The sequence below is a fragment of the Herbidospora sp. NBRC 101105 genome, assembly GCF_030269205.1.
Taxonomy (GTDB): domain Bacteria; phylum Actinomycetota; class Actinomycetes; order Streptosporangiales; family Streptosporangiaceae; genus Herbidospora; species Herbidospora solisilvae.
This window is the reverse complement of sequence record NZ_BSSX01000005.1, coordinates 506,510-527,755: the sequence shown is the minus strand read 5'-3', so window position 1 is coordinate 527,755 and position 21,246 is coordinate 506,510. Positions and strand designations below refer to the sequence as shown.

General features: G+C 69.1%; 21 protein-coding genes and 1 tRNA gene. 9 read left to right on the top strand and 13 right to left on the bottom strand.

Going from position 1 to position 21,246, the window contains the following annotated elements:
* Positions 1-6: 6 nt before the first annotated feature.
* On the bottom strand, positions 7-255 hold the full coding sequence (locus tag QSK34_RS23100) for a cell division protein CrgA (protein WP_030455197.1): 249 nt from the start codon (positions 253-255) through the stop codon (positions 7-9).
* Between the two features lie 167 nt (positions 256-422).
* On the opposite strand from QSK34_RS23100, the gene QSK34_RS23095 reads away from it, so the two are divergent.
* The 3 genes from QSK34_RS23095 to QSK34_RS23085 all read left to right on the top strand — a co-directional run bounded on the left by QSK34_RS23095 (position 423) and on the right by QSK34_RS23085 (position 2,016).
* A complete protein-coding gene (locus tag QSK34_RS23095; RefSeq protein ID WP_285586468.1) occupies positions 423-1,040 on the top strand; it encodes a class E sortase in 618 nt (205 codons plus the stop codon).
* A gap of 234 nt (positions 1,041-1,274) precedes the next feature.
* Complete coding sequence (locus tag QSK34_RS23090; protein ID WP_285586465.1) at positions 1,275-1,445, top strand: hypothetical protein; 171 nt, start codon at positions 1,275-1,277, stop codon at positions 1,443-1,445.
* 4 nt (positions 1,446-1,449) lie between these two features.
* Positions 1,450-2,016: an anthranilate synthase component II gene (locus QSK34_RS23085; protein ID WP_502875538.1), complete on the top strand. Its 567-nt coding sequence runs from the start codon at positions 1,450-1,452 to the stop codon at positions 2,014-2,016.
* 75 nt (positions 2,017-2,091) lie between these two features.
* On the opposite strand, the gene pknB is transcribed toward QSK34_RS23085, so the two are convergent.
* From pknB to QSK34_RS23050, 7 genes are all read right to left on the bottom strand, one after another.
* Complete coding sequence (gene pknB, locus QSK34_RS23080) at positions 2,092-3,990, bottom strand: Stk1 family PASTA domain-containing Ser/Thr kinase (protein ID WP_285586463.1); 1,899 nt, start codon at positions 3,988-3,990, stop codon at positions 2,092-2,094.
* 64 nt (positions 3,991-4,054) lie between these two features.
* Positions 4,055-5,398 carry a serine/threonine-protein kinase gene (locus QSK34_RS23075; protein WP_285586457.1) on the bottom strand — a complete coding sequence of 448 codons (1,344 nt, stop codon included), beginning with the start codon at positions 5,396-5,398 and terminating at the stop codon, positions 4,055-4,057.
* Positions 5,395-6,858 carry a peptidoglycan D,D-transpeptidase FtsI family protein gene (locus QSK34_RS23070; RefSeq protein ID WP_285586455.1) on the bottom strand — a complete coding sequence of 488 codons (1,464 nt, stop codon included), beginning with the start codon at positions 6,856-6,858 and terminating at the stop codon, positions 5,395-5,397. The genes QSK34_RS23075 and QSK34_RS23070 overlap by 4 nt, the downstream gene beginning before the upstream one ends.
* Positions 6,855-8,204: an FtsW/RodA/SpoVE family cell cycle protein gene (locus QSK34_RS23065; RefSeq protein WP_285586712.1), complete on the bottom strand. Its 1,350-nt coding sequence runs from the start codon at positions 8,202-8,204 to the stop codon at positions 6,855-6,857. Before QSK34_RS23065 ends, QSK34_RS23070 begins: the two co-directional genes overlap by 4 nt.
* A 35-nt stretch (positions 8,205-8,239) precedes the next feature.
* Positions 8,240-9,583, bottom strand: coding sequence for a Stp1/IreP family PP2C-type Ser/Thr phosphatase (locus QSK34_RS23060; RefSeq protein WP_285586453.1), 1,344 nt, complete (start codon positions 9,581-9,583; stop codon positions 8,240-8,242).
* Positions 9,580-10,053, bottom strand: coding sequence for an FHA domain-containing protein FhaB/FipA (locus QSK34_RS23055; protein WP_285586451.1), 474 nt, complete (start codon positions 10,051-10,053; stop codon positions 9,580-9,582). Before QSK34_RS23055 ends, QSK34_RS23060 begins: the two co-directional genes overlap by 4 nt.
* A 17-nt stretch (positions 10,054-10,070) precedes the next feature.
* A complete protein-coding gene (locus tag QSK34_RS23050) occupies positions 10,071-10,814 on the bottom strand; it encodes an FHA domain-containing protein (protein ID WP_030455206.1) in 744 nt (247 codons plus the stop codon).
* 108 nt (positions 10,815-10,922) lie between these two features.
* Between QSK34_RS23050 and QSK34_RS23045 the strand changes: the two genes are divergently transcribed.
* Positions 10,923-11,005: transfer RNA gene (locus QSK34_RS23045), tRNA-Leu, on the top strand.
* A gap of 304 nt (positions 11,006-11,309) precedes the next feature.
* On the opposite strand, the gene QSK34_RS23040 is transcribed toward QSK34_RS23045, so the two are convergent.
* The 3 genes from QSK34_RS23040 to QSK34_RS23030 form a co-directional block, all read right to left on the bottom strand.
* Complete coding sequence (locus tag QSK34_RS23040) at positions 11,310-11,681, bottom strand: hypothetical protein (protein WP_285586448.1); 372 nt, start codon at positions 11,679-11,681, stop codon at positions 11,310-11,312.
* 197 nt (positions 11,682-11,878) lie between these two features.
* On the bottom strand, positions 11,879-12,877 hold the full coding sequence (locus tag QSK34_RS23035; protein ID WP_285586447.1) for a CNNM domain-containing protein: 999 nt from the start codon (positions 12,875-12,877) through the stop codon (positions 11,879-11,881).
* Positions 12,874-14,295 (bottom strand): hemolysin family protein, encoded by a 1,422-nt coding sequence (locus tag QSK34_RS23030; protein WP_285586440.1) that lies wholly within the window; start codon positions 14,293-14,295, stop codon positions 12,874-12,876. The genes QSK34_RS23035 and QSK34_RS23030 overlap by 4 nt, the downstream gene beginning before the upstream one ends.
* Before the next feature lie 243 nt (positions 14,296-14,538).
* On the opposite strand from QSK34_RS23030, the gene QSK34_RS23025 reads away from it, so the two are divergent.
* A complete protein-coding gene (locus QSK34_RS23025; protein ID WP_285586439.1) occupies positions 14,539-15,690 on the top strand; it encodes an LCP family protein in 1,152 nt (383 codons plus the stop codon).
* Here the strand turns inward: QSK34_RS23025 and QSK34_RS23020 are convergent.
* Positions 15,687-16,334, bottom strand: coding sequence for a GOLPH3/VPS74 family protein (locus QSK34_RS23020; protein ID WP_285586438.1), 648 nt, complete (start codon positions 16,332-16,334; stop codon positions 15,687-15,689). The two genes, QSK34_RS23025 and QSK34_RS23020, sit on opposite strands and share 4 nt — an antisense overlap.
* Positions 16,335-16,360: 26 nt before the next feature.
* Here QSK34_RS23020 and QSK34_RS23015 point away from each other — a divergent pair, with 26 nt between their 5' ends.
* Complete coding sequence (locus QSK34_RS23015; RefSeq protein ID WP_161479489.1) at positions 16,361-17,239, top strand: Fpg/Nei family DNA glycosylase; 879 nt, start codon at positions 16,361-16,363, stop codon at positions 17,237-17,239.
* A 27-nt stretch (positions 17,240-17,266) separates the two neighbouring features.
* A complete protein-coding gene (locus QSK34_RS23010) occupies positions 17,267-17,590 on the top strand; it encodes a rhodanese-like domain-containing protein (RefSeq protein ID WP_030455212.1) in 324 nt (107 codons plus the stop codon).
* Positions 17,591-17,609: 19 nt separating this feature from the next.
* Here the strand turns inward: QSK34_RS23010 and QSK34_RS23005 are convergent, their stop codons facing one another.
* Positions 17,610-18,107, bottom strand: coding sequence for a C40 family peptidase (locus QSK34_RS23005; RefSeq protein WP_285586434.1), 498 nt, complete (start codon positions 18,105-18,107; stop codon positions 17,610-17,612).
* A gap of 244 nt (positions 18,108-18,351) precedes the next feature.
* On the opposite strand from QSK34_RS23005, the gene QSK34_RS23000 reads away from it, so the two are divergent.
* On the top strand, positions 18,352-20,676 hold the full coding sequence (locus tag QSK34_RS23000; protein ID WP_285586431.1) for a ThuA domain-containing protein: 2,325 nt from the start codon (positions 18,352-18,354) through the stop codon (positions 20,674-20,676).
* A gap of 72 nt (positions 20,677-20,748) precedes the next feature.
* On the top strand, positions 20,749-21,207 hold the full coding sequence (locus tag QSK34_RS22995; protein WP_285586429.1) for a hypothetical protein: 459 nt from the start codon (positions 20,749-20,751) through the stop codon (positions 21,205-21,207).
* The last annotated feature ends 39 nt before the right edge of the window (positions 21,208-21,246 follow it).

Genomic DNA, 21,246 nt, shown 5'->3' with positions numbered 1-21,246 from the left:
GCGCGGTCAGCGCCACTTGGTGGAGAGCACCACACCGAAGATGATCAGGGCGAACCCGATCGCCAGGTTCCAGTTGCCGAGGGGCTCGAACACGGGACCCGTGCGGCCGACGATGTAGTAGGCCGCGATCCACCCGATGCCGAGAATCCAGGACGCCACCATGACCGGCGCCAGCCAGCGGGGGCTCACCTTGACCGTCGTGGTCTTCTGCGGCGGGGTGTAGACGGCCTTCTTGCGAACCTTCGAGTTGGGCACGGGAGTCTCCTGATGGTCACCCGCGCTCGATGCGGGTCTGTCAGTAAGCGTAGTCGCTAAGAATAGACGCCGACGTCCCCGAAGGGCGATTCCCCTTTCCATCGGGCGCCCGCAAACAATAGGTCAACATCGGGGATCTCGGGCACCCCCGCTCCTACGGTGGCCCGGTGAGGGCGATCCTGCGGACCATCGGTGAGCTCAGCATCACCCTGGGTGTCGTGTTGCTGCTCTTCTGCGCCTATCTGTTGTGGGGCACCAGCGCCTACACCGAACGCCACCAGCGCATCCTCCAGCGGCAGCTCCTGGCCGAACCGGAGGAGAAGATCCTGGGAAAGGTCGAACTCGGCGGCGCCGTCGCGCTCCTCCGGATCCCCCGCCTCGGTGCAAGTTACAAGTACGCCATCGTCGAGGGCGTCGAGGACGAACACCTGCGGCAGGGCCCCGGCCACTATCCGGGTTCGGCCCAGCCGGGCGAGGTCGGCAACTTCGTCGTCTCGGGCCACCGCACCACCTACGCCGCCCCGTTCAACCGGATCGACGAGCTCAAGAAGGGCGACCCGATCGTGGTCGACTCCCGGGAAGCCCGCTACACCTACGAGGTCACCGGCACGAAGATCGTCGAACCCACCGAGGTGGACGTGATCGAACCGGTCCCCGGCCACCCGGGCAAGAAGGCCGACAAGGCCGTGATCACCCTCTCCACCTGCCACCCCGAATACTCGGCCCGCCAACGCCTCATCGTCTTCGGCACCCTGACCAAGACCGAGGAACGCGACGTCATCTAAAGCGAGCTGCGGTCCGCCGAAGGCGGGCCGTGGCTCGCGTCCCGGGATCTGCCCAATAGACAGGAGCTGCGGCCTGCCGAAGGCGGGCCGTGGCTCGCGTCCCGGGATCTGCCCAATAGACAGGAGCTGCGGCCTGCCGAAGGCGGGCCGTGGCTCGCGTCCCGGGATCTGCCCAATAGACAGGAGCTGCGGCCCGCCGAAGGCAGGCCGCACCTCGCGCCCGGAATCTGCCCGATGAACAGGAGATCCTTGTACGCCTTCCTCTGGCGCCACCTGCCCGGCAACCTCGCCGCCAAGCTGGTCGGCGTGCTCCTGCTGCTCGGCCTGGCCGGGCTCTTCCTCTGGTACGGCCTGTTCCCCTGGCTGGAGCCGCGTGTCGCCCTTGACGAGGTGACCGTAGGGTGAGTGGGTGCGCATCCTGGTCGTCGACAACCATGACAGTTTCGTGCACACCATCGTCCAATACCTGCGCGTCCTCGGCGCCGACTGCGACGTACACCCCCGCGACGAGGTGAGCGTCGCCGACGCCGAAGGGTTCGACGGGGTGCTCGTCTCCCCGGGACCCGGGGCCCCGGAAGACGCCGGGGTCAGCGTGCCGATGGTCCACTGGTGTGCCGCCCGGCGGGTGCCCTACCTGGGCGTCTGCCTGGGACATCAGGCCTTGGCCGTCGCCTACGGCGGCGAGGTCAAGCGGGCCCCCGAACTGCTCCACGGGCGCACCAGCCCGATCGCCCACGACGGCCGCGGACTCTTCGAGGGGCTGCCGAGCCCGGTGACCATGACGCGTTACCACTCCCTGGCCGTCACGCCCGAGAGTGTGCCCGAGGAGCTGACCGTCACCGCGACCACCCCGGACGGGGTGGTCATGGGACTGCGGCACAGGTCAGCGCCCTTGGAAGGGGTGCAATTCCACCCAGAGTCGGTCCTGTCCGAGCATGGCTCACAATTGCTCGGAAATTGGCTCAGAAACCTGTAACACGGCGGGGGCTGTAACCGAAGTCACAGTGAGGGTTTCCGCCATTGCCCCCGAGTGGCGGAAACCCTTTCTGCGTTACTGGCCGAACTCGCCGGCCCCGCCGTTGCCGCCCGTGTCGACGTCGACGCCGTCACCGGGGTCGGTCGGGTCGGTCGGGTCTTCGGTGCCGTCACCGGGGTCTTCGCTCGGGAACTCGCCGCCCGGGTCGGTGGTCGGCGGGACCTGCGGGTCGGTCGACGGGCCGCTGGAGACGACCAGCGTGATCGTGCGCTTCGGCTGCTGCTTCGACCCGCCGGCGGGGGTCTGGTCGATGACGATGCCGCGCGGGACCACGTCGCTCGGCTGCTCCGAGATGTTGACGTTGAAGCCCGCCTCTTCGAGCGTCTGGCGCGCGTCGTCGACCGTCAGCGTCGTGACGGTCGGGACCTCGATCAGCTCGACCGGCAGGGTCAGCTTGACCCGGCTGCCCTTGTTGACCTCTTCACCCGCGGGCGGGTCGGTCGCGGTGACCGTGCCCTGCTTGCCCGCGGAGCCCTTGAACTCGACCGTGAACTTCAGCCCGGCGGCCTGCAGTTCGGCGGTGGCGTCTTCACGGGTCTTGCCCACGACGTTGGGCACGGCGATGGTCTCGAGGCCCTTGGACACGAGGAGCTTGACCTCGCTGCCCTTCTGGATGTCCTCGCCCGCCGCCGGGTCGGTGCCGATCGCCCGGCCCTTGCGGTAGTCCTCGTTGTACTCCTCTTCGACCGTGACCTTGAACCCGGCCTTGGTCAGCGCCGCCTCGGCCTCGGCCCTCGGCTGGTCTTCCACGACGGGGACCGGGACGGTCTCGACCTTCTCGCCGCCGTCGGTGGGGGCGAGGAAGGTGAGGCCGACCCAGATGAACGCACCGATGATCAGCAGCGGGATGAGGATCCACGCCGCCGTCTTCGCGGCGGTCGCCCCGGCGCTGCTCTTCTGCCGGTGGCGGTCGCTGCGGCTGGTGCGCTCCTCCTCGGCGTAGTCGTAGGCCGGGATGTGGCGGGTGCCCTGCGCCGGGACGGCGCCCTGGGCGCTGGTCATGGTGCGGGTGCGGTCGGCGCCGGCGTACTGGCCGTAGTTGTTGGCCAGGGCCATCGTCTGCGGGTCCATCGGCATGCCCTGCACGGCGCGCTGGAGGTCGGCCCGCATCTCGGCCGCGCTCTGGTAGCGCTGCACCGGGTCTTTGGCCATCGCCTTGAGGACGATGGCGTCACACCACTTGGGGATCTCCGGGTCGATCCGCGACGGCGGGATCGGGTCTTCGCGGACGTGCTGGTAGGCGATCGCCACGGGGGAGTCGCCGGTGAACGGGGGCTGGCCGGTCAGCAGCTCGTAGAGCACGCAGCCGGTCGAGTAGATGTCGCTGCGGGCGTCGACGCGCTCACCGCGCGCCTGTTCGGGCGAGAGGTACTGGGCGGTGCCGATGACCTGGGCGGTCTGCGTCATCGTGGCGGCCGAGTCGGCCATCGCGCGGGCGATGCCGAAGTCCATCACCTTGACCTCGCCGTTGCGGGTCAGCATGACGTTGGCCGGCTTGATGTCGCGGTGGACGATCCCGCCGCGGTGGCTGTAGTCGAGGGCCCGCAGGATGCCGTCGATGAGTTCGGCGGCGCGCTCGGGCATCAGCCGGCGGTCCTGGCGCAGCAGGTCGCGGATGGTCCGCCCGTCGACGTACTCCATGACGATGTAGGGCACCGGGGTGCCGTCCATCATGTCCTCGCCGGTGTCGTACACCGCGATGATCGACGGGTGGTTCAGCGACGCCGCCGACTGTGCCTCGCGCCGGAACCGGGCCTGGAAGGTGTGGTCACGGGCCAGGTCGGAGCGGAGGGTCTTGATCGCGACGATACGGTCGAGCCGGATGTCCCGGGCGCGATAGACCTCGGCCATGCCGCCACGCCCGACGACGCCGTCGAGTTCGTATCGACCGCCGAGTAGCCGTGGCTGAGTCATTTCCTGCACAGTCCCTTGCCGTTCATCGTGGGGTGCCGCCGTCGTCCATCATCGACCCGATACGTCATGGCGTCTCCTCGTTCGGGAGCGCCGTGGCGCTTGGGGAAGGTATGGGCGTTGGAGTCTCACTTGGCGTCGGAGTCTCACTCGGCGTCGGGGTCGGGGTGGGAGTCGTCGTGGTCGTCGGCGACGGCGCGGGGCTCTTGCTCGGGATCGCCGTCTTGACAACGGTAGCCGACGGCGTGGGAATAGGCCGGGCCGACGGCACCGTGGGCGGCCGGCGCGTGGCCGGCACCAGGGGCGTGAGTGTGGTCCGCCTCGGCTGGTCGACCGGTGCGAACGTCACCTGACCACCATCTTCCGGCGACGTCCCGGTCACCGTCTCCGGCTCCTTCGAAGTCGGTATGAACTGAATCGCCCCGAATCCGGCCGCCGCAGCGGCGCCGACGGCGGCGACGACGAGGGCGGTCGTCCGCCGCCCGTTGTGGGGCAGCGGCCTGGTCGACAGCGGCCCGCCCGACGGCGGGGCGCCCACCCGGTTGGTGATGACCACGCTCGGCCCGGTGAGCGTGCTCAGCGCGGCCTCCTGCGGCCCCGCCAGGGAGTCGCGCAGCACCATCGCCCGGTCGCCCAGCTCCCGGGCGCTGCCGGGACGCCGCGCGGGGTCTTTGGACAGCAGCGCCATCACCAGCGCCCGCACCGCCTCGGGCACGTCGGCCGGCAGCGGCGGCGGCTGCTCGTTGAGGTGGAGCAGCGCCACGGCCACCTGGGTCTCGGCCAGGAAGGGCGGGCGGCCGGTCAGGCACTCGTAGGCCACCACGCCCAGCGAGTAGAGATCGGTCGAGGGGGTGAGCTGATGGCCCGAGGCCTGCTCGGGGCTGACGTACTGGGCGGTGCCGAGGACCGTTCCCGTCGCCGTGACCGAAGCCGACTCGAGCGCGCGGGCGATGCCGAAGTCGGTGATCTTGATCAGGCCGGTGCGGGTGACCAGCAGGTTGCCCGGCTTGACGTCGCGGTGGATGACGCCCGCCTGATGGGCGGCGTGGAGGCCGCGCGACGACTGCGAGACGACGTCGAGGGTAACCTCGGCGCTCAGCTTCCCGTTGCGCGCCAGGATCGCCGACAGCGGCTCTCCCGGCACCAGCTCCATCACCAGATAGGCGAGGTCGTTCTCCTCGCCGTAGTCGAAGACCTGGGCGATGCCCGGGTCGGCCAGCCCGGCGGTGATGCGGGCCTCGGTCCGGAACCGGTCGCGGAACGCCGGATCGGCGGCCACGTGAGCGCGCAGCAGCTTGACCGCGACCTCCCGGTGGAGCAGGTCGTCGGTCGCGCGCCAGACCTCGCCCATCCCGCCGATGGCGATCCGGGAGGTCAGACGGTAACGGTTGCCGAGCAGGCCATGGCTCATTTCGCTTCGAGCACCGCCTGCATGACGTCACGCGCCAGCGGCGCCGCCGTGCCACCACCGGTGGCGTCGTTGCCGGCGCTGCCCGCCTCGATGAAGACGCAGATCGCCGTCTCGGGGTTCTCCGCCGGGGCGAAGCCGATGAACCAGGCGTGCGGCGCCGGTGCGTCGCCCGCCTCGGCGGTGCCGGTCTTGCCGGCCACGGTCACGTTCGGGATCTGGGCGCCGGTGCCGGTGCCGTTGGTGATGACCGAGACCATCATCTGCTTGAGCTCGTCGGCCACCTCGCCGCTCAGGGCCTCGGTGAGCTGCTCGGGCTTCAGCTCCTCGATGACGCTGCCACCCGGGTCGGTGATCTTGTTGATCAGCGTCGGCTTCATCAGCACGCCGCTGTTGGCGATCGCCGAGGCGATCTGCGCCATCTGCAGCGGGGTCTGCTGGTTGTTGCGCTGGCCGATCGAGAGCTGCGCGAGCGCCGCCGTCTCCTCTTCGGGGCCGATCGTGGTGTCGGCGGTCGGCAGCTCGAACTGGATCGGCTCGCCGATGCCGAACTTGGCCGACTCCTCGCGCATCTTGTCCCAGCCGAGGTCCATGCCCATCTGGCCGAACGGGGTGTTGCACGAGCGCTCCAGCGCGAACCGCAGCGTCACCTCGCCGCTGCCGCAGGCCGCGCCGCCGTAGTTGGGCAGACCGGCGGTGGTGTCGGGCAGGTCGAGCACCTGCGGCGCCGGGACGGTCGTCTCGGGGTCGCGGCTGCGGTCGGCCTCCAGGAACGCCGCCGCGGTGACGACCTTGAAGGTCGAGCCCGGCGGATAGGTCTTCTCGGTCACCCGGTTGAGCAGCGGGTCGGTGTCGTCCTCGGCCAGCTTGTTGTAGGCCTCGGCCACATCGCCTCTGTCGGGGATCGCCAGATCGTTGGGGTCGTAGGTCGGCAGCGAGACCATCACCTGGATGGCACCGGTCTTCGGGTCGAGGGCCACCACGGCGCCGCGCTTGCCGCTGGCGCGCAGCTTGTCGTAGGCAACTTTCTGGGCGGCCGGAACCAGGGTCAGGTCGACGCTGGCGCCCTTCGGCGGCTTCTTGCTGACGAAGTCGATCAGCCGGCCGACCACCAGGTCGGGGTCGCTGCCGTCGAGGAGCTTGTTCTCGTTGAGCTCGATGCCGCGGGCGCTCTCGGGCGCGAAGAAGCCCAGGACGTGGGCGTACATGCGGCCGTTGGGGTATTCGCGCTCGTAGCGGAACTCGGCGTCCTTGGTGTCGACCGTCTTCGCCAGGGTGGTCTTGCCGTTGTCGGCGGTGATCCAGCCGCGGTCGACGGAGTAGCGCTTGTAGAACGAGCGGGTGTTGCGGTTGTCGGTGCTGTAGTCGCCGGCCTTCACCGCGCTCAGGTAGTTCACGTTGATCATGAGCAGGCCGAACATGACCATGCAGGCGACGGCCGCTCGTTTGAGGGTGCTGTTCATCGCGTGAACACCTGGGTGAGTCCTTCGTTCTGGATGGCCTGGGGCGGCGGGCGTCGAGCCGCGTCCGACATGCGTACCAGCAGGGCGATAAGGATCCAGTTAGCCAGCAGGGCGGAACCGCCGGCGGACATGAACGGGGTGACCAGACCCGTGAGGGGAATCAGCCTTGTCACGCCGCCGACGATGATGAAGACCTGCCAGGCGAGGATGAACGACAACCCGCCCGCCAGCAGCTTCGAGAATGGGTCCCGGGCCGCCAGGGCGGTGCGCAGCCCGCGCTGGACGATGAGGGCGTACACCATCAGCAGCGCCATCAGCCCGGTCAGGCCGAGCTCCTCGCCGACGACGGCCATGATGAAGTCGGAGAACGACAGCGGGATCAGGTCGGGAAAGCCCTCGCCGAGCCCGGTGCCGAGGATGCCCCCGGAGCCGAACGCGAACAGGCCCTGCATGAGCTGGAAGCTGCCACCCAGCTCACGGTCGTAGAACTCGGGCAGCTCGGGGTGGAGCCAGACCTCGAACCGCGCCTGTACGTGGTCGAAGAGCTGCCCCGCCAGCACGGCGCCGCCGATGAACAGCAGGATGCCGATGAGCACCCAGGAGGTCCGTTGGGTCGCGACGTAAAGCATCACGATGAACGTGCCGAACACCAGCAGCGAGCTGCCCAGGTCCTTCTGGAGGATCAGCACGCCGAGGCTGAGCCCCCACGTGACCAGGACGGGCCCGAGGTCGCGGGCGCGGGGCAGGTCGATGAAGAGCAGGCGTCGGCCGGCCAGGGCCAGCACGTCGCGCTTGGCCACGAGGTAGCCGGCGAAGAAGATGACCAGCGCCAGCTTGGAGAACTCGGCCGGCTGGATGGTGAACGGGCCGAGGCCGATCCAGATGCGGGCGCCGTTGATCTCGCGGCCGACGAACGGCAGCAGCGGCATGACCAGCAGACCTAGGCCGATGAAGCCCATCGTGTACGTGAGGCGCTGCAAGGCACGGTGGTCCTTCAACACGATCAGGGTCGCGGAGAACATCACCACGCCGAGCGCGGTCCACATGAGCTGGTTGGTGGCCGAGGCGCCGCCCTGCCCGGTCTGCTCGATCCGGTAGATGATCACCAGGCCGAGCCCGTTGACCAGTGTCACCAGTGGAAGCAGCAGGGGATCTGCCCAGGGGGCCCATTTCGCCAGCACGCCGTAGGCGGCGAACATCAGCGCGGCCAGGCCGAGGCCGTAGGTGAAGGTGCCTGAGGGGATCTGGCCGTCGATGCCGAGGCCGACGCTCGCGTAGGCGCCCATCACGACGACGATCGCGAAGGCGAGCATGACGAGCTGCGCGCCCCGCCGCTTCGCGGTCATGGGGACGGCGGGGGCCTCCGCTACGGGTGCGGTCGTCACGACGGCGATTCCGAGGTGTCGGCCGGGGCGTTGCTGGAGTTCTCGCCGGTGTTCTCGCCGGGGTTGGCCTGGTCGCCGGCCGGGCTGGGGGAGGCGTCGGGGGTGGGGCTCTCGGTGCCGCCGGTGAGCGCGGCGATCTTCGCCTTGCCGGCGTCGACGTCGTTCACCATGATCCCGCTGCGCACCTTGTCCTGTTCCACCTGCGGGAGAGCCGAGACCGACAGGTCGGAGGTGTGCACGACGTGCTTGAACGAGACGAAACCCAGATCGGCGTCGACCCCCTGGAACACCACCAGGCGGTCGTTCTCGGCGCCGACGTAGAACTGGTTCTGGGTCCACTGGTAGCCGAAGTAACCCCCGGCTCCGAGGACTCCGACGACGGCGACCAGTAACGTCGTGGCCACCGGCCAGGTGCGCCGCTTGCGGGCGGCCCGGCGGCCGGAGGCCGCGAGGGCCTCCGGCGCCGGTCGGTCGTCGAGATCGAGGTCGACCATGACCGGCTGGGGCGCGGTCACCGTCGTGGCGCGGCCCGCCGGGTTGTCGGGTGGCGCCGAACGGACGCGTCCGGAACCGGCCGCTCCGACCACCGCCGCCGCGTGGCTGAGCGGCTGCACGTCGTCGGTCTCGATGACGTCGGCCACCACGCAGGTGATGTTGTCAGGTCCGCCGCCGCGATTGGCCAGGTCGATGAGCTGGCGTACCACGTCGTCGGGATCGTCGATGGTGGAGAGCGTGTGATGGAGTGTCTCGGCGCTGACGACGGTGGACAGGCCGTCCGAGCACAGCAGGTAGCGGTCGCCGATCTGGGCCTCCCGGTCCTGCAGGTCGGGGTCGACCTCGCCGCTGCCGTCGAGGGCGCGCAGGAGGATCGAGCGTTGCGGGTGGTTGGCGGCCTCTTCCTGCGTGATGCGGCCGTCGTCCACCAGCGACTGCACGAGTGTGTGGTCGTGGGTGATCTGGTAGAGCTCACCGTTGCGCAACAGGTAGGCCCGTGAGTCGCCCACGTGGACGAGCGCGAACCGGGTGCCGTTCCACAACATGGCGGTGAGCGTGGTCCCCATGCCCTTGAGGCTGGGATCGCGGGCCACCATCATGTGGAGCTGGTGGTTGGCGTCGCGGACCGCGGCCTCGATCGTGCCGACCAGGTCACTCCCGTAGGCGTCCCTGTCGAGGGACGACAGTGCGGCGATGGCGACCGAGGAGGCCACCTCACCGTGAGCGTGCCCGCCCATGCCGTCGGCGACGGCGAGCAGGCGGCCGCTGGCGTACGCCGAGTCCTCGTTTCCTTCGCGGAGGAGGCCGACGTCCGAGCGGGCGGCGTATCGGAGTGCTGTTGTCATTTGCGCAATTCGATGACGGTCTTGCCGATGCGGATCGGAGTCCCGAGAGGCACCGGCGTCGGGCGGGTCACTTTGGAACGGTCGAGGTAGGTTCCGTTGGTCGAGCCGAGGTCTTCCACGATCCACTGGCCGTCCTGGGGGAAGAGCTGGGCGTGGCGGCTGGACGCGTAGTCGTCGCTGAGGACGAGCGTCGAGTCAGTGGCCCGGCCTATCGTGATCGGCTGTTCGGTGAGGTTGATGATGGTCCCTTGCAGGGGGCCACCTGTGACGACCATCTGACGTGGCTCCCCCCTCTTGGGCTTGGCAGGAATATTCTTCGCCGGTTTCGTGGACAACTTCCGGGGATTGGCGGAAGGTGCCGTTCGCGGACCGAACAAGTCTGTCCGGATCACGCCGACCGCGGCAATGACGAAGAACCAGAGCACCGCCAGGAAGGCGAGCCTGATCAGCAGCAGCGCGAGCTCGGACATGGACCGTTTGTCTACCTTTAATCGCGTCTGAACACCAGGGTCGTACGCCCCAGTGTCACCCTCGTACCGTCTTGCATCTCGATCCTGCGGACCGGCTGCCCGTTGACGAAGGTGCCGTTCGTGGAACCGAGATCAACCAGAACGACCTGCTGACCCTCGACCCGTAGCTCGGCATGATGCCGCGATACGCCCGGATCCACCAGCCGTAGATCGCAATCGGTCCCGCGGCCCAGCAGAGTGACCGGTGTGGTCAGCTCGTAGGACCGCTGGCCCTGCGGGTCGTCCTGGGTGGACACCAGCAGGCGGGGCCGGCCGCCGAACGCGCTGCTCTTGCGAGCGGCGGGCACGTCGCTGACCGGTTGTCTGATCTCGTCTTGCTCGACCGTCGCGCCACGGATGACCCCGGACCTGATCCGGAACAGTCCGACCGCTAGGTCTTCGGCGATCTCGAAGCGCACCCGGACGGGTCCGACGAACGAGTAGCCCTGCTCCTTGGCGTATTCCCGAGCGAGGTTGGCGAGCTCGTGGCTGATGCTGTCGGCATAGACCTCGAGCCGCTCGTTGTCGGTCGTGGACAGCTCCACCACGAAGTCGTTGGGCACGAGCGTTCTGCCCTGAGCGACGATCGCGGCACGGTCGTCCATCTCCCTCTGCACCGCGCTGGCGACCTCTACGGGTTGAAGGTCGGACTTGAACGCACGTGCGAAGGCCCCCTCAACCAAACCTTCGAGCCTGCGCTCGAAGCGCTGAAGGACTCCCACCGGGTACCTCCCTTCCTCCATCGTCTACACGGATCGTATCCGGGTTCAGTGGCACTGGCGGATCCGTGCTAACCTTTCCAGGCAGCCGAAAAGAGGCGCACCCGTAAGGGGCAAGTGGCGGAATGGCAGACGCGCACGGTTCAGGTCCGTGTGTCCGAAAGGACGTGGGGGTTCAACTCCCCCCTTGCCCACAGAGAATCGACCTCGCCGGTCGGAAGGACAACCTTCCGGAGGCGGGGTTTTTTCGTTGTGGGGCATAACGTCCCTGATGGCACAGCGGATCCTCCGTAGTCTGAACGGCGTTGATCCATATTCTCCGAAGCGCGGCTTTCAAACCGCTTGCACCCGGGTTCAGCGGAAAAAGTTTGCCCGAAGTCTCGTAATGCGAGATGTAAGTGTCCAGAATGCGAACCTTGGTATGTGGCGGAAGTTTCTCCTGAGATGCGGGAGCCCTGCCTCCGCATGAGCGGAGGCAGGGCTCGGCGTGCACAGAGATCAGCTGCAGTAGTTGCTCGGAGCGCCGTACGGGAAGGTCACATTGGCGCTGTACACCCAGCCCCAGTCGGTGTAGTACCAGAGGTTGCCCACATCGTTGATGTGCCGACAGGCGTAGTCGACCCAGCCGGGACCGGGCTTGTAGTAGCCGCTGCAGTTCGCGTACGGGCCGCTGCGGAACCACGTGTCGTTCGCGTGATGGGCCCCGAAAGCCCAGTCGTTAGGGCTGGTGCTCGGTGTCCAGCAGGGTCCGAGCGCTGCCGACATGGGCTCCGGTGTCGGGGCCGCCGAGGCTGTGCCCGTGAGTCCTGCGGTCAGCAAGAGGGCGACAGCTGCGGCGGCCGGGAACTTGCGCGTGTTGCGGATTCGCATGCTTCTCCAAGTGGATCGGTGGACCTGGCGGGGAGGGGGTCGCCCTCCGGCGTGCGGTGGACCTGATCATGTGGAGCGCTTTCGGGGATGACAGTATGTTTTTACTCTCAGTCTGGAAAGGCATGAAACGGTTGCTTTGTCCTCTAAATGACCATGACCGACCGGTAAGTACCGGTCGGTCATGGTTCGTGACTGAATCAGACAGTTAGCAGTTGTCCCACCAATGAGGAGACGCTGATCTCGCCGACCACCTCGCCGCGTACGTCCACTACCAACCCAAGCTGTGCGCGGGCCTCCTGGAGAGTGGTCACCGCGTCTGGGATCGGCATGGAAGCCGGAAGCGTTGGCACGGGCGTCGCCAGTTCCCCAGGCGTCATCTCGGGATGGACCAGGCTGTCGCGGACGTGCAGCACGCCCTTGACGCCCTCCGGAGAGGTCACCAGCATGCGCAGCCGGTTGGCCGCCACCGCCGTCTTGTGCACCCGGTCGGCCGGGGCGTCGGCGGGGATCGTGACGGCGTCGGCGAGCGGCGTCATCAGCCGCTCGACCGGCTGGTTCTGCACGCGCAGCGCCCGGGTGAGCAGGTCGTGCTCGTCGCGGTCGAGCATGCCCATCCGGCCCGACTCGGCCACCAGCACGGCGAGCTGGTGAGGGGTGCGGGCGGTGGCGAGCTCGTCGCGGGGGCGTACGCCGCACAGGCGCAGCAGGCCGTTGGTCAGCCCGTTGAGGCCGGCCAGCAGCGGGCGGGCCAGCCAGACGAAGCCGCGGAACGGCAGCGCCAGGGCCAGGGCGGCCGGCTCGGGGTGGGTCAGGGCCAGCGACTTGGGCGCCATCTCACCGACCACCATGTGCAGGAAGGTGACGATGCCGAGCGCCACCACGTACGAGATCGCGGTTCCCGCGCTCTCGGGAAGGCCGCCCAGAAGCGGTTCGAGCAGGTGGTGCAGCGCCGGTTCGGTCACCATGCCCAGGCCCAGCGAGCAGAGCGTGATGCCGAGCTGGGCGCCGGCCAGCATGAGCGAGAGCTGGCGGCTGCCCCGCAGGGCGGCCCTGGCGGCGATCCGGGCGAACGGACCGGTGGCCGCCTCTTCGAGGCGGTGGCGGCGGGCCGAGATGACCGCGAACTCGGCGGCCACGAAGAACCCGTTCAGCGCCAGCAGTACGACGCCGAGCAGGAGCGCCATCGTGGAGCTCACACCGGCCTCCCTTGGAAGAGGGCCGAGAACAGCTCGGGGGCGTAGTCCTGCGGGCCGGTGTTCTCGTGGGCGGGCTCCTCGACGGTCTCCGCGGCCGGCGGGACCGCGATCGCGAGGCGGATCATCTGGGGCACCCGGCGGTGGACCTCCAGCACGGTCAGCAGCGCGTGGCGGGGTTCCTCGTCGTCGTCGAGCAGGTCGTGCTCCTCGACGGTCGCGACGGTCACCGCGTCGCCGGGCTCGGCCATGCGGCCCAGCTCGGCCAGCACGAGGCCGCCGACGGTCTCGTAGCCGTCGTCTTCTGGCAGGGTGACGCCGGTGGCGCGCTCGACCTCGTCGATGCGCAGCGTGCCGGGCACGTCCCAGGAGCCGTCGGGGTTGACGGTGACGCCGAGGGGCTCGGGGTCGTTCTCGTCGACCAGTTCGCCGACGAGTTCCTCGGCCAGGTCCTCGATCGTGACGACGCCCGCGAGGCCGCCGTACTCGTCGATGACGCACGCGAAGGTGCCGCCGGACATGCGGGAGAGCAGGACCGGCACCGGCAGGCTGGCCGGGACCAGCAGCGGGGTGCGCATGATCCCGGCGATGGTCGCCTCGCCCTCGCGGCCCAGGTAGTCGAGCAGGCCGACGACGCCCACGACGTCGTCGGTGTCGCTGCCGAGCACGGGGTAGCGGGAGTGGCCGTGATCGCGTACCGCCTCGACCAGGGACGACACCGGCGCGTCGGCGTGCAGGGAGACCACGCGGGGGCGGGGGACCATGACGTCCTCCGCGGTGCGGTCGCCGAAGTCGAGGGCGCGCTCCAGCAGGTCGGCCAGCCGGGGCGGCAGATCGCCCGCCTCACGGGAGTCGTCGACGATGCGGTGCAGCTCCTCGGGCGTGGCGCCGTGTTCGAGTTCCTCGACGGGCTCGATGCCGAACAGCCGGACCAGCCGGGTGGCCGAGCCGTCGAAGAACCGGATCAGCGGCCCGAAGACCTTCAAGTACAGAAGGGTCGGGCGAGACAACCACATCGCGACCGGCTCGGGCCGGGCGATGCCCAGGTTCTTGGGCGCCAGCTCGCCCAGGATCATCTGGATGATCGTGGCGATGGCGACGCCGATCGCGACACTCACCCCGGGCACGGCCCCCGGCGGCAGCCCGAGGTCTTCGAGCGGGCCGCGGAAGGAGACCGAAATAGCCGGTTCGGCGAGGAAGCCGACCAGCAGGGTGGTGACGGTGATGCCGAGCTGGGCGCCCGACAACATGAAGGAGAGCCGGCCGGTGACGTCGAGGGCCCGGCGGGCGGCGGGGTTGGAGTCGGCCTGCTGGCGCAGCAGCGCGCGGTCGGCGGCGACGTAAGCGAACTCCTGGGCGACGAAGAAGCCGGTCGCCAAGGTGAGGAGCAGGACGGCGAGGAGGCCGAGAACGATGGTCATCTCATCGCCTCACGTGGACCCGTGCCTAGGCACGGGCCGGTACTCCAGGGGTCCGAAACGGACACGACGGTCCTTTCAACTAGGGGTGCTTCAACCGTAACGGGCGAGCCGCCGATGATGTTTCCCGGATCGGATCTGTGTACTTTTCCATAGGAAAACCTTGATAACGGGCCCGCCCCGGACGGCTGTATCGGCGTACCGTCAAGGCAGAGTCAGAAGTCGGCAAGCGGGGGGTAGAGGAACGTGGTTGAGGACAACGAGCCGACGCGAATGGTGCGGCGGCCGCTGGACCCGGCCTACCCGGTTCGCGAGCCGGAAGTCAAGGGACCCGAGCCCAAGGGCCGTTCCAAGGTCTACGGCAAGCCCCGGAAGGGCACCTCGCCGGTCCGGATGTTCAGCGGTGGGAACGAGCCAAAGGCACAAGAGGGTCCGCGCAAGCCCCGTCGCATCGGCCGCAACATCGCCATCGGCGTGGCGGTCTTCCTGTCGCTGGTGCTGATCGGGGTCACGGCGCTGTTCTTCAGCGTCCAGGGGAAGATGAACAACGTCGACGCCTTCACCGACTACGACGGGCGTCCGGCCGAGACCCCGGGGCAGGACTGGCTGCTGGTCGGCTCCGACAGCCGGGCCGGGCTGACCGCGGCCGAGCGGAAGAAGCTCCGCACCGGCTCCGCCGTCGGGCGGCGTACCGACACGATGATGTTGCTGCACATCCCCGACGGCGACGGCCGGCCGACGCTGGTCAGCCTCCCGCGTGACTCCTACGTGCCGATCCCGGGCAACGGCAACGGCAAGCTCAACGCGGCCTACGCCTTCGGCGGCCCCAAGCTGCTGACCCAGACGGTCGAGCAGGTGACCGGCATCCGGATCGACCACTACATGGAGATCGGCTTCGGCGGCTTCGTCGGCATCGTCGACGCGGTCGGCGGCGTCGAGATCTGCCCCAAGCAGGCGATCAAAGACCCGAAGGCGGCCCTGAACATCAAGAAGGGCTGCCAGATCATGGACGGCGGCACCGCCCTCGGTTACGTCCGCACCCGCAAGACCGGCGCCATCCCCGACTTCGACCGCACCCAGCGCCAGCGCGAGTTCTTCTCCGCGGTGGTCAAGAAGGCCGCCAGCCCCGGCACCCTGATCAACCCGTTCACCGCCGTCCCGCTGGCCAACAGCGCCGCCGAGTCGGTCGCGGTCGACCCCTCCACCGGCCCGTTCAACCTGCTCTCGCTGGGCCTGGCCATGAAGAACAACCCGGTGACGACGGCGGTCCCCATCGGCTCGCTGCCCACCATCGACGGGCAGTCGGTCGTCAAGTGGGACACGACCAGGGCCAACCAGCTGTTCGAGGCGCTGGAGGCCGACAAGCCGGTGCCGAAGAGCGCGATCGAGAAGGGTTAGGTCACGGTCGTGACGACGACGGCCGTGGTGAGGATCATCAGCACGGCCGCCTCCACGGCCCTGACGGCCTCCTTCACGCCCTCCCCGGCCCAGTCGCCCTGGGTGATCTCCTTCACCCGGGCCTCGTCCGCGCCGGGGAACAGCGTGCCGAGTGCCTTGGTGGCGTGCATGATCCCGATGAGCACCGCGGTCCGCTCGTCGGGCTCGGCGCCGTCGAGCACGCTCTCCACCCGCGTCCGGACGGCCCTCTCCACGCTGCCGTCGAGTTCCGGGTACTTGACGGTTTTGAACAGGCCGAGGATCTTGCCGCGCTCCTCCGAGAGCACCCCGCCCTCGACGAGCCGGACGAGCAGCCGCTCGCGCAGCTTGGCGCCGTCGAGCTTGTCGACCCACCACTCGGGCTTGCGGACCTCGGCCTCGGCGGCGATCCGCGCCAGCGCGGCGTCGAGCTCGGGCTCCCCGACGGGGGTCGGGTCGGTGACGACGACCTTCTTGTCGGCCAGGGAGAGCCGGCCCATGATCGCCAGTTCGGCCAGGAGGGCGCCGGCCAGGCCGGCGTTCAGCCCGATGGGGCCGATCGTGGGCTTGCCCTTCTTCTCGTCGTAGCCGAGAAGCAGCACGTCTTCGGCGATGATGCTGGTCATGTGCCCGTCCCTACGTAGTCTGAAGTATGCCTGAATTGCCCGAGGTGGAGTCGCTGGCCGAGTTCCTGCGGGAGCGTGCGGTCGGCCAGGTCGTGCAGGCCGTCGACGTGGTGGCGTTCTCGGCGTTGAAGACCGTTTCGCCGCCGATCACCGCATTGGGCGGCCTCACCGTGACGACGGTCGCCCGCCACGGGAAGTTCCTCGATCTCGACTGCGACGGGATCCACCTCATCTTCCATCTCGCGCGCGGCGGCTGGCTGCGCTGGCGCGACGACCTCTCGGGCGCCAAGCCTGTGCGGCCGGGGAAGGGCCCGCTCGCGCTCCGGGTCCGGTTCGCGCCCGACGCCCTCGGCGTCGCCCCCGGCTTCGAGCTGACCGAGGCGGGCACCCAGAAACGTCTGGCCGTCTACGTGGCGGCCTCACCGGGCGACGTGCCGGGCATCGCCTCGCTCGGGCCCGACCCGCTCACCCCCGACTTCACCGTCGAGACCCTCGCGGCCATCCTCGAAGGCAAACGCACCCAGATCAAGGGCCTGCTGCGCGACCAGAAGGTCATCGCCGGCATCGGGAACGCCTACTCCGACGAGGTGCTCCACGCGGCGAGGATGTCCCCGTTCAAGGTGGCCTCGACCCTGACCCCCGAACAGGTCGCCTCCCTGTACGACGCCATCGTCGTCACCCTGAAAGAGGCGATTGAGCGTGCCCGGGGCATCGCGGCCAAAGACCTGAAGGCGGAGAAGAAGTCCGGGCTGCGGGTGCACGGGCGTACCGGCGAGAAGTGCGAGGTGTGCGGCGACACGGTGCGGGAGGTCTCCTTCGCCGACTCCTCGTTGCAGTACTGCCCGACGTGCCAGACGGGCGGCAAACCGCTGGCCGACCGGCGGATGAGCAAACTGCTCAAGTGAGGACCACCTGTCCCTAGACTGGGGCGCATGACTCTGCGGGACGTGCAACCGACCGGCGTGCCTGATGGCGCCTACCTGCTTGACGTGCGTGAACTCGACGAGTGGCGGGCCGGGCACGCCCCCTCGGCGACCCACATCCCGCTCGGCCAGCTCCAGAACCGGGTGGGCGAGGTGCCCCAGGGCCAGCCGGTCTATGTGATCTGCCGGGTCGGCGGCCGGTCGGCCCAGGCGGCGACGTGGCTGAACCACGTGGGCTGGGAGGCCGTCAACGTCGGCGGCGGGATGCAGTCGTGGGCGGCGTCGGGGCTGCCGATGGAGAGCGAGAGCGGCCAGCCGCCCTACGTGGCCTGACCCCTGACGAGCAGGCGGGTCACATCCGGTAGTAGCCGAGCAGGTCGTCGAGCGCGGTCACGGGGTCGACGCGGACGATGGTGCCGGTCTTGAACGCGTTGATCATCTTCCCGTCGCCGATGTAGACGCCGACGTGGTGGGTGCGCTCGGCCGTGCCGAAGAAGACCAGGTCGCCGGGGGCCGGGACCGGGGCCGGGCGTAGCCGGCGGAGGTGGTCGTCGGTGGTGCCGGGGCCCAGCACGTCATGGCCGTAGGCGATCTCGTAGACCCAGCGGGTCAGCCCGGAGCAGTCGAGGCCGGTGGTCCGCGTGGCCGGGCACGGTTTGATGTCGCCCCGGTAGCCCTTGCAGGTGCCCAGCGAGGGCCCGGCGCTCCCGGCGTGGCCGCCGCCCCACGAGTAGGGGTACTGGCCGACCAGGGCGTACGCCGACGCGAGGACCTGGGCCCGTTCGTCCGGTCGGGGAGTGGACGCCACCGCTAAGGCCAAGATGAGTGCCATGATCACGGAAATTTTCATCGATACGAGGATAGGGATCGAACGAAACTTTTAGGCGGAAAGTTTCGTCGATGAAAATCAGAAGTCCGTAAGATCGTTGACAAATGTGTGCGACGAAGCTCACACTTCGGACATTCATCGCGTTAGGCATTGGGTCGGCGCTCAGACGCGCGGTGGAGTTCCTGTTCGACCCGAAAAGAGGAGCCACATGCCGTCCTCTCGCCCCCGTCCCACCACCCGAACGTTAACCACTGCCCTGCTCGCAGTGCCCGCCTTGCTCCTCGGCACGCCCGGAGTGGCGTTCGCCGCCGAGAGCGGAGCCCCGCCCGTCCTGGACGTGGCCACGCTCTCCCCCGTGCACCCCGTCCCGAACTACAACGGCGTGGCCAACAACGCCTACGTGACCTCCACCAGCACCGGTCCCGGCGGCTGGTTCACCGGCAACGACGTCACGCTGAACCTGTCGGCGACCGACGACGACGCCGTCAACCTCTTCCGGGTGACCGTCGCGGGCAGCACCGTCGAGGTGCCGGCCGTGCGGAACGGAAACCGCGGCACGGCCACCCACGTGATCAGCGGCGACCGCAACGGCAGCGTGAGCTACGTCGCCGTCGACGCGGCCGGGAACGCCTCGGCCTCGCGGTCGATCACGGTGCGGATCGACACCAAGCCGCCGGTCGCCGCCTGGCCCGGCATCCCCAACGGCAAGGTCGCGCACAGCGCGCTGCCGGCCGCCATCAACCCGACCCGTACCGACCCCACCCCCGGCGCGGGCGGCGCGGCGGTGCGGGACATGTGGATCGACGGCGTCTGGACCTACCCCCTGCCGCTCGACCTGGCCACCCTCTCGGTCGGCGAGCACACCTGGGCCGTCAACATCGGCGACTCCGCCGGCAACGCCGCCAAGTACACGCTGACCTTCGAGATCACCACCTCGGTCGCCGACCTGCGCGCCCTGGTCCAGCGGTACGTGACCGCCGGCAAGGTCTCCGCGCCCAACGGCGACCGGCTGCTGGCGCTGCTCGCCGAGGCCGAGAGCGGCGACGCCGAGGCGGCGCTGGTCAAGTTCGGCGCGCTGGCCGCGAAGGTGACCCCTGCGGGCTACATGCGCGACTCGCTGGTCAAGGACGCCGCCTACCTCGTCGAGGAGCTCCAGGGCGTCGACCACCCCGACGTCGTCACCGGGATCGCGGTGAGCGCGGGCAAGGGCATGGAACGTTACCCGTTCCGCGCCCCGGGCGAGGCCGTGCGGAACAACCGGCCCAAGTTCAAGATCCTGCTGTTCGGCAACCGTCCGGGCGCCTTCCGGCACGAGCACATCCCGCTGACGATGGCGATGATCCAGGACCTCGGCCGGGAGAACTCCTTCGACGTCGACGTCTACGACTACCTCAGCCCCGAGGTGTCCGTCGCGGGCAACCCGTTCGAGAGCGCCGAGCGCCTGTCCCAGTACGACGCCCTCGTCGGCGTCTCCAGCGTCGGCAACGACGTGTTCGTCACCAACCGGCCCTCGACGACGACCCCCGGGGCCACGGTCGACGAGCAGGCCGCGCTGCAGACCTACATCCGCAACGGCGGCGGCTTCGTGGCCATCCACGGCGCCACCGACTCCATGCACAACTGGGACTGGTACAAGAACCTGGTCGGCGGCGAGTTCGACAACCACGGCTCCAACGCCGGCGGCATCCAGAACACCTGCGGCGGCTGCGTCATCGGCGAACTGGTCACCGAGGACGACACCCACCCGGCCACCCGCCACTTCGCCAAGAAGATGACGGTCATGGACGAGCTCTACAACTGGCGGGGCTTCCTTCCCCGCGAGAAGGTGCACGTCCTGCAGACGCTGACCGAGTCGACCTACGTGAACGGCATCGGCAACAGCGCCGGCCGAATCGAGGGCGCCGACCACCCGATCTCGTGGTGCACCAACTACGACGGCGGGCGTTCCTTCACCCAGGCGCTGCTGCACAACTGGCAGAACACCGCCGACCCGATCTTCCAGAAGAACATCCTGGAGGGCATCAAGTGGGCCGCCGGGCAGTCCTCCGGCAACTGCTCCACCCACCTCGAGATGCGCGGGCTGGTCGCCGCCGGCGTGGCCGACGGTTCGGTCGACGCCGGTCTGGCCGCCACGCTGAACGGCGCGATCGACGCGTCGTACAACGCGTACCTGATCAAGGACTACGTCAAGGCCATGGAGCAGGCCAAGGTCGTGCGCCGGGAGGTCAAGGCCAACCTGCCCGGCCCGGACAACACCCCGATCCGCGAGCGGGCCAAGGAGCTCGCCGAGTGGATGAAGGTGCTCGCCGACGACGCCGTCGTCCTGCGGTTCCAGTCGGAGCCGGTGCCGGCCACCCACCGGGCCGGTGACGACGCGGTCTTCGCCGCGCCCGCCGAAGGCCAGAACGTCGCCTACCAGTGGCAGGTCAAGGCGCCGGGCGCGGCCGACTGGGCCGACGTGCCCGGCCAGACCTCGTTCGCGATCGCCGTGACCGCGACGCCGGAACTGGCCGGCTCGGAGTACCGGGTCCGCGCCTCGGACCCGACCGGCGCGATCGTCTCGCGTTCGGCGGTCCTGCGGGTCAACTGACCCGTCCCGTCTCACCGCCGGTGGCCCGAGTTCCTCGGGCCACCGGCCTCGCACCAAGCATGGAGTGAACCGATGCTCCGCCGTCTCATGGCGCCCGTGGCCGCGCTCGTCCTGTGCGCCGCGTGCGGCGCCCCGGCCGAATCCTCACCGGGGGCGGTCATTTGTGAATCGGGCCCGCGTACGTCCCTGGCCGGGCCCGGCGACACCGAGTGGCGCCACCCCGACCGGTCGTTCTACGCCCCGGCCGACCCGGATGTGCCCACTGGCGGCAGCCTGGAGCACCTGATCGTGCGGGACAACGCCCTGATCGTCCAGTACTCGCGGGAGCTGCCGCAGCCGTCGATCGACGAGATCCGCGACTGGGCGGCGATGCAGACCGCGACGGTGGCCGTGCCGGGACCGGCCGATCCCGTCATCCGCGCCACGCTCGCCTCGGCGGAGCTCACCTGCGACGGACTGGACCTGAACCAGCTCACTGAGCTGGCCCGCTCGCGGACATCGGGAGCGGCGACCGACCACGGCGACGAGTGACGGGGGTGGTCGAAGTGGGGCTCATGATGCATCATGTGG